The 12639-nt window shown below is 49.9% G+C and carries 10 protein-coding genes; 4 read left to right on the top strand and 6 right to left on the bottom strand.

What is annotated here, in order from left to right; translation table 11 throughout:
* Positions 1 to 196: 196 nt before the first annotated feature.
* Positions 197 to 955 carry a rhomboid family intramembrane serine protease gene (locus FC96_RS08440; RefSeq protein ID WP_056942681.1) on the bottom strand — a complete coding sequence of 253 codons (759 nt, stop codon included), beginning with the start codon at positions 953 to 955 and terminating at the stop codon, positions 197 to 199.
* A gap of 155 nt (positions 956 to 1110) precedes the next feature.
* On the opposite strand from FC96_RS08440, the gene FC96_RS08435 reads away from it, so the two are divergent.
* Positions 1111 to 2688, top strand: a complete 1578-nt coding sequence (locus tag FC96_RS08435; RefSeq protein WP_056942680.1) for a bifunctional metallophosphatase/5'-nucleotidase — start codon at positions 1111 to 1113, stop codon at positions 2686 to 2688.
* A gap of 70 nt (positions 2689 to 2758) precedes the next feature.
* Here FC96_RS08435 and rny read toward each other — a convergent pair whose 3' ends face one another.
* Together rny and FC96_RS08425 are read right to left on the bottom strand one after the other, a co-directional pair.
* On the bottom strand, positions 2759 to 4354 hold the full coding sequence (gene rny / locus FC96_RS08430) for a ribonuclease Y (RefSeq protein ID WP_056942679.1): 1596 nt from the start codon (positions 4352 to 4354) through the stop codon (positions 2759 to 2761).
* Positions 4355 to 4519: 165 nt separating this feature from the next.
* The gene (locus tag FC96_RS08425; protein ID WP_056942678.1) at positions 4520 to 5464 is read right to left on the bottom strand and encodes an alpha/beta hydrolase; all 945 of its coding nucleotides are present in this window, start codon (positions 5462 to 5464) and stop codon (positions 4520 to 4522) included.
* Between the two features lie 144 nt (positions 5465 to 5608).
* On the opposite strand from FC96_RS08425, the gene FC96_RS08420 reads away from it, so the two are divergent.
* The 3 genes from FC96_RS08420 (at position 5609) to FC96_RS08410 (ending at position 8900) form a co-directional block, all read left to right on the top strand.
* Positions 5609 to 7396 (top strand): M3 family oligoendopeptidase, encoded by a 1788-nt coding sequence (locus FC96_RS08420; protein WP_056942677.1) that lies wholly within the window; start codon positions 5609 to 5611, stop codon positions 7394 to 7396.
* Between the two features lie 186 nt (positions 7397 to 7582).
* Positions 7583 to 8008: a helix-turn-helix domain-containing protein gene (locus FC96_RS08415; protein WP_056942676.1), complete on the top strand. Its 426-nt coding sequence runs from the start codon at positions 7583 to 7585 to the stop codon at positions 8006 to 8008.
* Between the two features lie 34 nt (positions 8009 to 8042).
* Complete coding sequence (locus tag FC96_RS08410; RefSeq protein WP_056942675.1) at positions 8043 to 8900, top strand: hypothetical protein; 858 nt, start codon at positions 8043 to 8045, stop codon at positions 8898 to 8900.
* A 139-nt stretch (positions 8901 to 9039) separates the two neighbouring features.
* On the opposite strand, the gene aroB is transcribed toward FC96_RS08410, so the two are convergent.
* The 3 genes from aroB to FC96_RS08395 are packed head-to-tail and all read right to left on the bottom strand — an operon-like array spanning position 9040 to position 12013.
* On the bottom strand, positions 9040 to 10107 hold the full coding sequence (gene aroB / locus FC96_RS08405) for a 3-dehydroquinate synthase (protein ID WP_056942674.1): 1068 nt from the start codon (positions 10105 to 10107) through the stop codon (positions 9040 to 9042).
* 1 nt (position 10108) lies between these two features.
* Positions 10109 to 11128, bottom strand: a complete 1020-nt coding sequence (gene aroF / locus FC96_RS08400) for a 3-deoxy-7-phosphoheptulonate synthase (protein WP_055679923.1) — start codon at positions 11126 to 11128, stop codon at positions 10109 to 10111.
* A gap of 18 nt (positions 11129 to 11146) precedes the next feature.
* A complete protein-coding gene (locus tag FC96_RS08395) occupies positions 11147 to 12013 on the bottom strand; it encodes a shikimate dehydrogenase (protein WP_055679922.1) in 867 nt (288 codons plus the stop codon).
* Between the last annotated feature and the right edge of the window lie 626 nt (positions 12014 to 12639).

The following is a 12639-nucleotide window of genomic DNA, read 5'->3' as shown; positions in this document are numbered from 1 at the left end:
CTAAGGCTTCACATATATTATCCCCCTCCTCAAAAGGTGGAAACCCTATTCCGTGAACCCCATCACGAAATGCCTACTCCAAATTGGAGCCCTACTTCCCCCAAATTAGGGCACTGAGATTAGAGCCATTAATCAAATTAAAAAGCCGCGGTTACGTTAGGTAACCGGGCTTTTTTTCGTTCTATTTAATTTCAAATTATCCTGCAATGAAGGCAATCCCAATCAGAACAACGCCGACTAGTGAGCCCAATATCGTCGTCCGTAAATTAGCAGCCGAACGAGCTCGCAACGGTGGCCAGAGATACGCCGCGATGAACCCAGATGCTAACCCACAAAGCTCGCTCAAAACGCCGTAGTTGCCGCTCAATACAAAGCTCAATAACAGGTTAATGATGACCAGCAAACTGGCGTATCGGCCAGTCGCCTCGTTAACGCCCGTTTTTAAAATGAAGGCCTCAACGACGACCACCATCAACAGACCAAAAACGGCCGTCGTGCTTCCCGTACTCATACCAACTGGCAACCCGAACCGACTAAGGTAACCCGCGATTAATTGGCCCCCAACGCCAGCGAACAAAAACGTCATTAAGAACCGAAAATGTCCCTGGACTGGTTCGAGCCACTGACCTACAAAGTAAATAAATACCAAGTTAAAAATCAGTTGCATCACACTCACTTGGACAAACTGATTCAGCAGCAGACCCCACCAATTAGAAGTTGGGCCACCACGCCAACCCAAAGCCGAAAAAACCGTAGCAATACTCAATAGGTTGCCCGATGTCATAGCTAAATATGACAGGATAAACCCTAGGCCACAAAGTAGCATAATTGCCCATGTTACCCAATTTTCACCCTTGAACCGGAACCAGAACTTCCGCAGTGGTCGGTGTCGGTTCTTATACCACTCTGGTAACTCCGGTTCCGAGACCGGTTGATTGTTTTGCTTATCTTTCATTTTCACCCTCCCTGTTCTTCTATCATACCTTAAGGCGACAAGGATTCAACTTTCCGCCCGATACAATCCGTCCAGATTGTCTTTGAGCACTAAATAGCCTATAATTTTAAGTATTATAAGGTCTTGGTTAACCGACCAAAAAGGAGGCTATTCGTGTGAAACTGACCATCTTGTCGACTAGTGATACCCACGGCTTCGTATTTCCAACCAACTACGTGGAAAAAGGCGCCGACATGCCGTTCGGACTCATTCGAGCCGCTAACACGATTGCTGAAGCCCAGCGGAACAGTACCGGGCCCGTGGTGACAATTGACGACGGTGATTTTCTGGCGGGATCGCCACTAGCCTACTACGTTGCCCGGGTTCATCCCGGAAATGATCCGTTTGCGCTCACTAATATTTATAATCAGATTCACTATGACGTTGGGGTCCTTGGTAACCACGAATTTGACTATGGCACCAACTACCTTGAACACGCCATCAACGCCAGCGACCGCACCATTATCAACGCTAACCTACTGGACCGGGCTGGCCGGCCACTTATGGGTCAGCGATACCGGATTATTGAACGAGACGGTGTCAGAATTGGGATTATTGGTCTCACCACCAAAGCCGTTGTTCAGTGGAAAAATCGCGCAGACGTGCACGACGTTCATTACCGTTCTGCCGTTTCGGTGGCCAGCGAACTCGTGCCGTTTCTACGACCACTAGTTGATGTGCTGATTATCAGTTATCACGGTGGATTCGAACGCGACTTAGAAACCGGTAAGTTGCTCACTTCTCTAAGTACCGGTGAGAACGAAGCGTATCAACTCCTCCAAGAGGTGCCTGGTATCGACGCGCTCATTACTGGCCATCAACACCGCCGAATTGCAACGCGGTTATTTGGCGTGCCCGTTACCCAACCGGGTTACCGGGGCGAAGCAGTGGGCAAGATCACGTTGGACCTTGAACCCACCAGCAACCAGCGCTACACCGTGATCGGCGGTCAAGCTGAACTGCTAGATGCCAGCCAATCTACATACGATCCCGCTATTTTGACTCAGAGCAAGGCCCTTGATACCACCGTTGATAATTGGCTATCCGAACCGTTAGCGACCATCACCGGGGACATGACCTTTGACCGAGCCGAAGATGCCCGCATCACCGAAACTGCCTACACTGAATTTATCCAAAAAATTCAGATGGAAACAATGGGTGCTGACTTATCCGCAACGTCCATTTTTAACAACGAAGGCCACGGGTTTGAAAATCCCATTACCATGCGCAACATCATGACGAACTACGTCTACCCCGACGGCCTTGCATTGTCGGAAATTAGTGGCAAGGACCTCAAGCAGGCACTGGAGCAGACCGCCCACTATTTTATTCTTTCAAATCATCAAATCGTGGTCAACCCGGCTTACTATACGCCCAAATTGCGGCACTATAATTATGACATGTACGAAGGCGTGGACTACACGATCAACGTTGCTAAACCCATGGGCCATCGAATCGAAAACCTCACCTATCAAGGCCGCCCGGTTGAGGATTCGCAACACTTCACCATCGCTCTAAACCGGTATCGAGCTGGTGGCGGTGGTCACTATCACATGTTTAAAGCAGATAAAATTATCGCTGAAAATAAGACGCCAATGAGTCAAATCATTGCGGATTATCTCCGGCGGCATCCGCAAGTCAACGCGACCGTCAATCATAACTTTAAAGTCATCGCAACAGCTGACGATGACTAATTTCCACCAACTAAAAAATGCCAACCTTTCAAATTTTGAAGGGTTGGCATTTTTTAGGAGCTAAGCTTGGCTAAGCTCTTTTTCTCTTTTTCTTCTTTTTTGTTGGTCGATCGCCCACGTACTCTACCGCACGGAGTTCTCTAATCGTTGTAACTTTAATTTTACCCGGATACGTCAGATCCTTTTCAATCTGGTCCTTAACGTTATTCGTTAGCGTCACACTCGCTTGATCATCCAATTCTTGTGGCTTAACCACAATCCGAATTTCACGTCCCGCTTGAATGGCGTAACTTTCTTGGACGCCTTTATGTGCGTTAGCAATGGCTTCCAAGTTCTTTAACCGGTTAATATACTCTTCGACCGACTCACTCCGAGCTCCTGGCCGAGCGCCCGATACCGAATCGGCAGCCGCAACTAGAACTGAGATAGGCGAGGTAATATCGACATCGCCGTGGTGCGAAGCAATCGCGTTAATAATGACCGGATTTTCGTCGTAAGTCTCCGCAATTCCAACCCCTAACTCAACGTGGGTCCCCTCAATTTCGTGGTCAACCGCTTTTCCGATATCGTGTAACAAGCCTGCCCGTTTAGCTAACCGGACATCCTCACCTAATTCGGCTGCCATGACACCAGCCATCTGAGCCACTTCAACGGAGTGACTCAAAACGTTTTGTCCGTATGATGTTCGGAACTTCAGGCGACCCACAATTTTAATCAGTTCAGGGTGCATAAACCCAATCTTAAGGGCACTCACGACCCGTTCACCGGTTTGGCGAAGATCCTTCAGCACTTCGTTTTCAGCGCTCAGCACTTCTTTTTCGATTGTGGTTGCCGTAATTCGGCGTGAGGCCAGCAAACTTTCAATCGCAATCCGTGTCGTTTCACGCCGAATGGGATCGTGAGTACTAATTTGAAGGGCGTTAGTTTGATCAGGATCAAAAATCAGGTCGGTTCCTGTTAATGATTCCAGAAGGCGAATGTGTTGACCCTCTTTGCCAATCAACCGGCTCTTTGCCTCACTAGTCGGGACCAACACAGTGTGTTCAAAATGCTCCCTTGGCCAGTCTACTGGTCCCCGTTGAATGGCTTCAATAATTAACGACCGGGCGGTTTTGTCAGCTGACGCCTCAGCGTTATCGCTTAATTCACGAACGGTACTTTCAGCTTCCTGACTCAACTCTCGGGCCGTTTGGTTGCGAATCATTTGCTGAGCGGTAATCAAATCCAGCTCGGCTTGTTTGGCGACTTCAACTTGACGCTGGTCCGTTAAAGCATCCGCAACCGTTCGAGCTTTTTCCAGCAGTTGTTTTGAATCATCCAATTCAACTTGCGTATCATCGATGTGAGCCTGTCGCTGATTTAAGCGACGCTCCTGTTGATTCAACGTTTCATGGCGCTGCGTCATTCGATCCCGCCGTGCTTCAATATCTGCCATTTGGTTGGTAAGCTCATCTTCGGTTGCTAACCGGTCCGTGTTGATCGATTCTTTGGCGCGCATTAAATACGCTTTGGCCCGTTGATTGGCGTCAATTGCCGCCGCATCTTGAAGTGCCTGGGCTTTTTGCTTAGCAGTCGCGATGTCTTGTTGGTACTGGCGCCGGCGGCTAAGCCCGCCAACCACAAGGCCCAACACAACTGCGACAATGATGGTTAGAGTTGCAATCAATTCGGCACTCCTTTCTTCACTAAAAACTGGTGGTAACTAAGTGTATTATACGCTACCCGAGGGGAATTCTAAACCCATTCGTTAACCGCCCGCCGGTTAAACGACAAAAGCAGAAGTGGCCTTGATTGATACTGGGCTGCTCCTGCTTTAACTCGCATTTGATTATTAATTTAAGTACCGAGCCAAAAAGTTTCGGATTGTTTGCGTATAAAGCTTGGGCGCGTGGGCAAACGACGCGGCGTGGGCTGCCCCCTTGACCACAAGTAACTGTTTGGGCCCGCGGTCTGCCCTATACAAGGGATAGACCATCCGGGTCGGGACAAAGTCATCGTTGCCCCCGTGAATAAACAGCATTGGCTTATGGTTCTTCTTCACCTGATTAAGGGCACTCGCCTGCTTAAACGTATAGCCGTTTTTGAGCTTATTGATAGCACTGACCGTTGGAACTAGTGGGTATTCCGGCAAATGATACATTTGCTTAGCCTTATAGACAATCTCGTCATACACGCTCGTATAGCCACAATCTTCAATGTAGGCTTTAAGCTGGACGGGGGTCTTTTCGCCACTAACCATCATGGTCGTCGCGCCGCCCATGCTAGTCCCAAATAACACAATCTGGGAATCTCGACCATTGTGCTTGATGACCTGCTTAATCCACTTAATGTAATCTAGCCGGTCCGGCCAACCATAGCCAATGTAGTTCCCCTGACTCTGACCACTTCCGCGATCGTCAGGTAGTAAGACGTTATAGCCAAGGTCGTGGAATAACCCTGCATAGGCCCCCATCCGTTCACTGCTACCACCAAATCCGTGGGCAATCACAACGGTTTTAGTCGTTTTCTTAGCAGCTGGCACGTAATTCGCAACCAGCTTCAGATTGTCGGTCGCTGACGTTTCGTGCCAAGTCAGCTTTTTGGCATTCGCATACCACGTTTTTTCCCGGTACTGCGGATCATGCTTCTCAATTCGCGAGTCGTTATTAATAAACGTTTTCTTGCCTCGCGCAACGGCCACATTATAAAAATAATAGCCCGCAGCGATATCGGCCACTACTGCGACGCCTAAAACAACTGCGAGGCCAATCAACCAATGTTTCAATCTCTTGTTCACGTTTCAATACCCCTCATCATTAGTTTATGGCGTTAACAGACACAATTATATGAGCGTCGTCCCTAAATTGCAATATAGCGCCCCCCTGAACCGTTTTGAGATTCTTTGCTATAATGGCGCTAACAACTTTTAGGGGGCTTAACCATGACCTACAGCTTAAACTGGGATCTTGATAGTATCTTCTCCGGCGGCGTTCACTCACCCGCTTTGACTAAAAAAATAACCACCTTATTATCCGAACTAACGGACTTGGATCAAGCCGCCAAGGCCACTGAGATGCCGATTGCAGGCCTGGCCGACTTTATCGATCAACTTCAAAAGACCGCAGCAGGAGTGGCCCAAGTGAGTGTGTTTGCCACCGCCCTCCAATCTGATGACATCACAAATGAAGCCGTCAAGCCATTACTTGACCAAACCCAACAACTCCAAGTCCGAGTTGATACCATCCAAAAGGGGCTCCAACGGCGGCTCAGCCAACTCAGCGAGACTGACTTTCACCACTTACTTGAAGCGCCTCAACTCGGCGTCATCGCGTTTAACCTCACGGAAATGCGCCAACTTGGCCAAACCTTACTACCCGCTGATCAAGAACACCTCATCAGCCAATTAAACCTTGATGGTCTACACGCTTGGTCGAGTCACTACGATTCGCTTGTTAGCCAAGTCACCGTTCCCTTTCACCGGCCAGATGGCACTCCGGTCACGCTATCGGCAGGGCAAGCAGATAACCAGCTTCTTGGCAATCCCGATGTCGCTTACCGCAGCGAACTGCTGCCCGCATGGGAGGCAGCTTGGACGGATAAACAGGCCCTATTTGCGGACACCCTCAACCATTTAGCCGGTTCCCGGCTGACTGATTATGCCGCTCACGGAATCGATGACGTGTTACAGCAACCACTAATGCTGAACCGCTTATCACGCAAGACACTAGATACGATTTGGCAAGTTGTCATCGCTCACAAGCAGCCACTGTTAGCCTACTTAGACCGTAAGGCAGCCTTGATGGGGAAATCCCAGGCAGGGTGGCAGGACGTTGAGGCCCCCCTTCACCTGGGCAATCAAAAGCCGCGCCAGTTCACCTACGATCAGGCAGCCACTTTTATCATCAAGCAGTTTGGTGCCTTTTCGCCAAAGATGGCGGAGTTGGCAAAATACGCATTTGACCACCACTGGATTGAAGCGGAGGATCGACCAAACAAGCAGCCCGGCGGATACATGGAAAGTTTACCTGAAACTGGTGAGTCGCGAATCTTTTTGACCTTTACCGGGTCGGTAAACGACGCCGCTACTATCGCTCACGAGCTTGGTCATGCCTTTCATGGCCGGGTGATGACAGATCTCCCCTACTTCCGCCAGAACTACGCGATGAACGTCGCTGAAACGGCCTCAACTTTTGCCGAGATGATCGTGGCTGATGCCAACGTCGCAGAGGCTAAAACACCCGCCGAAAAGTTAATGTTACTAGACGCTAAGATGGTCAATCCATTGGCGATGTTTTTAAATATCCATGCCCGGTACTTATTCGAAACTCGGTTTTACGAACAACGAAAACAAGGGGTTCTCACACCAAGCGCCCTCAACACGCTCATGTTGCAGGCCCAAGAAGAGGCGTTTGATCACCGGCTAAGCAGCTACTCGCCCCATTTTTGGGCCAGCAAAGGCCACTTTTACATTGATGATGTGCCATTTTACAATTTCCCTTACACCTTTGGCTACCTCTTCAGCCTCGGCCTTTACGCCAAGTCCCAAACAACCGAGCACTTTGAATCTGCCTACATTGCACTGCTGCGAGATACCGCCAATATGTCCACCGAAGCGCTGGCCCAAAAACACCTTGGTGTCGACTTGACGCAACCCGAATTCTGGGAGGCAGGCACCGCCCTGATTGAAAAAGACGTGGCGGAATTCATGCGATTGAGTCAGGATTTTTAGCGCTTTTACTGAGCGGCAACCACCATCACAATAATGAACGGGGCAAAGCGCCTTTCTGGTCGTCTTCATCGCGACATTAGCGGTCTTGCACGCCAAATAATGCGGCTAATCCCCGGTTAACCCTCAGTTCCTGCAAAGATTTTCGCCACTATTAATGCTATAATGGTTGGTATAGAGGTGATGACCATGTTCCCAGAACGACTCCGAGCACTCCGGCGCGGACAAAGTTTGACTTTGGACCAGTTAGCTGAAGAACTCAATCAGCATTTCCGACCCGACGCTGAACATCAAAATACCGCGGCTCAAATTGGTAATTGGGAGCGCGGCATCCGGATTCCTTCCTATATGGAGGTCCGTAAGTTGGCCGAGTTTTTTGACGTCACAATGGATTACTTGGCCGGTAAGGCTGAACGGGATGAATACGACCTGAGTCGCCTGTTTTTATCCGGCAAAATGCTGACGTTTAATCAACAGCCACTAAGTTCGGAAGACCGTTATGAAGTCTTCCAATTGATCAATGGTTACTTACACGGAAAGGGCCGCCGGATTGTGCCCGAACCACCACTTGATCACCAAGAATCACTTGATTTGCATTTGGACGGCCGTGATTAACGGTCGTTTTTTCGATTAAAGGGAGGCCACTCATATGAACCCCAAGCAACTTAAAAAATTAAAAAAACGGGCCCGCCAACACCAAGCGTCCACGACCAGTCAACCCACTGACTACATTGCCGCAATGACTGCCTACCAGACCCTTTTTGCCGATTACCCCACCATCAAAGTCCTCATCAACAATGTCTTACAGGCTGATCGGTTACTGAAGCACGGCTTACTCCCCCAGACCCTTCCCCACCTGCTCTTACCAGATGATACCCAAGACGTTATCTTTCAACGGATTAACGCCCAGTTTCCCGTCGGCGATCCAGAAGGGGATCGGTTGTGGGACCAACTCTCAGCCGCCTTACCCGACCTTGATGAGAAACTCCGGTCATTTCGCGATTACCTAGAAACCGAATATGGCATGTGGGCGTATATCTCGGCCCCCTTTGTCAAGGACCTCGCTGACTTTGTCGACGGTCGCCCTGCCTTGGAAGTCATGGCTGGCAACGGCTATGTATCTAAGGGCCTCCAGGATAATGGGCAAACCGTTATTGCGACGGACAGTAAGGACTGGACCGCTGAAAATGAAACGGGCCGCCACCCCGTCACCGATATTGAACCACTATCGGCCAGTGAAGCGGTGGCTAAGTACGGCAATCAGGTCGCCGTCATCATCATGGCCTGGTCCCCAGACGGCCTCACCATTGATTGGGACCTATTGCGACAAATCCGAGCGCTCGATCATCCGGTTGACTTTGTCGTCGTCGGAGAGCGAAACGGCGCAACGGGTTCCAAGCTATTCTGGCAAAACGCCGAGTTTGTGGACAGTCCAGCTGTGAAGGCTCTAAACGCCCACTACTTCCAGTTTGATTTAATTGCAGACCACGTCTACTTAGTGAAGTAACGCAGCCGACAGATTTTGAGACGCAAAAACCGCTTTGAAGAGGCCCTAACTCTTCAAAGCGGTTTTTTAAAAGTTTTCAATTCAACATCATTCAACACCGGATTGGTCTCTGGTCCCCACCTCCTTGAATTAAATCGGGTTATTTAAGTTGTAGAAAATTGGCAATCTCTGCCGTAGGGACCGACTGAATGGCCGGGTTTCCAACGGCTTTTAAGTAAACTAGGTTCAAGTGACCATGACGGTTCTTTTTATCGTTTTTCACCTTAGCCAACACTTGGTCGGATTCCAGCAATGCAGACGTTGTCGGTAGCCCCACCGCAGTTAGCCGATCCGTAATTGCTTGAGTCACGCCCGCTTCGCTGAGGCCCGCGGCTTCAAATCGCTGACTGAGTGCTACCATGCCAATACTGATAGCTTCCCCATGACGCAGGTCGCCAGCCGCTAAGGCTTCCACAGCATGACCAATGGTGTGGCCAAAGTTTAACAGTTGCCGCTGGCCGCTCTCGGTCTCGTCAGCCATCACCACATCAGCCTTATATTGAATCGACCGGGCACTCAACTCTGGTGAATGAACCATGATGGCTGCTGGCGAGTCAATTGATTCAATCAACTGCCAGAAATCGCCGCCCTTTAACGCGGCCGTTTTGACGATTTCACCATACCCTTCAACGAGGTCGCGGGGTTCGAGGGTCTGCAAGGTATCCGGATCAATCACCACCAGGTCAGGTTCGTAGAAGGCCCCGATGATGTTTTTGATGGTGTCCAGATCCACAGCAGTTTTACCCCCGACCGAACTATCGACCTGGGCCAACAAGGAAGTCGGCACCTGAATTAAGCTGATGCCACGCATGTAGGTTGCCGCCAGGAAACCAGCCAAATCACCGGTCACGCCACCACCTAACGCAATGACCCCATCGTCACGATTAAACGCGGCGGCCGCCATTTGTCGGGCCAGGTCGCCGAGAACCGACAGGGATTTCGAAGCTTCCCCCGCCGGAAAAACGTACCGGTAGACGTCAAAGCCAGCAGCCACTAGTGATTGTTCAACCTGTTGTTGGTACAACGGGGCGACGTTATCATCGCTCACCAGGGCCACCTTACGTGGCGACCACTGCTGAGCGACCAAATCACCAATCGCCGCCAGTAAGCCTTGTTCAATCAACACGTCGTACCGCTTACCTGGTAAATCCACCGTAACTGTCTGCATCTTAGCGCCCCGCTTCCGCTTGCACCTGAGCTGGCACTCCAGTCAGTGCTGCCCGAATAGCGTAAGCTTGATCGGCCATCGCCTTGTACTCATTTGGCTTTAAGGCTTGCGCGCCATCGGAAAAGGCATGTGCTGGATCATCGTGAATTTCAACAACTAATCCCGAAGCCCCAGCAGCTGTTCCAGCCAGCGCTAACGGTGTCACGAATTCGGTATGCCCAGCCGCATGACTCGGATCAATGATGACCGGGTAGTGGGTCAGCTTTTGGAGCACTGGCACAACGCCGACGTCCATCGTGTTTCTGGTGTATTTGTTATCAAACGTCCGAATCCCACGCTCGGAAATCATGATGTTATGGTTACCGCCAGCGGCAATGTATTCTGCCGCATTCAAAATATCGTCAACGGTAGCTGACATGCCCCGCTTCAGCATCACAGGAATATTCGTTTGACCGACCGTTTTAAGCAACGAAAAGTTTTGCATGTTTCGGGCACCAATCTGGAAAATATCCGTGTATTTAGCGACCATTTTGACGTGTTCATCGTCCATGACTTCCGTCAACACGTCCATATTGTATTGATCAGCTGCTTTTCGTAACGCAATCAAGCCCTCTTCACCCAGTCCTTGGAAGGAGTATGGCGAAGTCCGAGGCTTGAAGGCACCACCCCGCAGAACCGTGGCACCGCTGGCTTTTGCGACGGCCGCCATCTTTGTCACGTGCTCGAGTGATTCAACGGAACATGGTCCCGCCATCATGGTGAAGTTGTCGCCACCAATGACGGAGTGGGCAGTGTTAATGACCGTGTCTTCTGGGTGCAGTAACCGACTGCCTTGAACCGCGGCCGGAACATCTTCAATCAACTCGTCAGCAGCCTGGCGTTCCGCTTCCGTTAAGTCAGCTGCGGAAATGCCTTGAATAGCCACCCGGTTACGATGAACGAAGACGTCGTTAGTGCCATTGAAACGCTGTTGCAGTTCTTGTGCCATTTGGGTGTTCTTTTCATTTAAAACAATAATCATAATAAAAGCCTCATTTCGTTATTTGGTTGAATTTAGGAGTTGTTGCTGCACGGCTTTCTTAACCGTTTCGATTGGCATGGTAGCGCCAGTCCATTGTTGAAATGAATCTGCTGCTTGATGAACGAGCATTCCCAAGCCGTTTAACACTTGGCAGCCCTGTCGCCGAGCCTGTCTCAGCAACGCTGTCTCAAGCGGGAAATAAATGGCATCGGCGACGACCTGACCGGGGTGCAATTGCCCTAAAACTTCGGGTGGAACCGGTAAGTCACCTTCGCCTGCCATCCCGACGTTAGTGGTGTTAACCACAATATCCGCTGCTGCGACGGCCGCTTGCATTTGGCCAACATCGTCATAAGGGCGCACCGTAATGTCACCTGACCAGCTGGCCAACCGGTTGCTGACCGACTCATACGTGGCATTCCGTCGCTTAAACACGGTGACGTGTCCGCCATCTCGTGCACAGGCTGCAATGATGGCACGGCCGGCACCCCCCGCGCCTAAGACAACGATTGACTGATTCTTAACCGCAACGTCCGCATCCGCTAACGCGCCTAGAAACCCCTCACCATCGGTGCTATCACCGATCAGCCGACCATCACGATTAATGACGGTGTTAACCGCCCCCAGCTGTTGTGAGGTTTCCGTGACCGAATCTAACAGTGGTATGATGGCCTGCTTGTGCGGCATCGAAACGTTTGCACCAAGGATCGGCAGCGTTCGAATCGCATTGACCGCATCGGCAAGATGAGCCTGGTCAACTTCAAACGCGAGATAGACACTATTCAGACTTAAAGCCTGAAAACTCGTGTTGTGAATCAGTGGTGATAGGCTGTGCTTCGCCGGGTCTGCGATGAACCCGTATAAACTAGTATGTCCGTCGATCAATGGCGTCCCCCTCTTCCCAATCCTAACTTGCTGTTCTTGAAGTAACAAAAAACCTCCCGCTAGTGTTTTCAAAACACTGCGGGAGGTTAGTCCACGTCAATTATATAACGGAGTCCCGTCACACAGTGTTTTGAAAACCCTAACTGTGTGACCGAATCATGCCGAAAAACTATTGGCCGCACAGATTGCAGATGAGTGTCTGCAACCTGGACGGTGTAGACACTACTTTGACCAATAGTAACTAAATCGATTTAATTGTCGGTTTGTAATTGTCGTCATGATGGATAACTCCTATGAATGATTTCTTGATTGGTGATAAGATTACCGGATTAAGAATTGATTGTCAACCCCTCATTTCATTTTAATTTTCAGAGTAACCAATCCGACCGAGCTAAACCAGTGATACGCCAGCAAATTGACCGCCTAAATAATTTTCAACCCCGTCAAATGCCCATCATATTGCGGTCTGTCTTAATTTCAACAACGACCCTTCCCAGACTCACTTAATTTAGGTTGACCGCCGATGGAGACGGCGGTCAACCTAAAGCCTCACTTTTTTCTTGACAAATTAATTTATAATGAGTAATGTTATCAGCAATCAAATAACCGTCCATATAAACCGTTGA

The organism is Secundilactobacillus kimchicus JCM 15530, assembly GCF_001433995.1.
GTDB classification, from domain to species: Bacteria; Bacillota; Bacilli; order Lactobacillales; family Lactobacillaceae; genus Secundilactobacillus; species Secundilactobacillus kimchicus.
The sequence above is the reverse complement of the archived record's forward strand: the minus strand, read 5'-3'. Positions and strand labels throughout refer to the sequence as shown.

Excerpts from the sequence above, each read along its gene's own strand:
- FC96_RS08415 (WP_056942676.1), top strand. The coding sequence starts at position 7,583 with ATGTTCCCAGAACGACTCCGAGCACTCCGGCGCGGACAAAGTTTGACT.
- aroB (WP_056942674.1), bottom strand. The coding sequence starts at position 10,107 with ATGCAGACAGTTACGGTGGATTTACCAGGTAAGCGGTACGACGTGTTG.
- FC96_RS08420 (WP_056942677.1), top strand. The coding sequence starts at position 5,609 with ATGACCTACAGCTTAAACTGGGATCTTGATAGTATCTTCTCCGGCGGC.
- aroF (WP_055679923.1), bottom strand. The coding sequence starts at position 11,128 with ATGATTATTGTTTTAAATGAAAAGAACACCCAAATGGCACAAGAACTG.
- FC96_RS08440 (WP_056942681.1), bottom strand. The coding sequence starts at position 955 with ATGAAAGATAAGCAAAACAATCAACCGGTCTCGGAACCGGAGTTACCA.
- FC96_RS08410 (WP_056942675.1), top strand. The coding sequence starts at position 8,043 with ATGAACCCCAAGCAACTTAAAAAATTAAAAAAACGGGCCCGCCAACAC.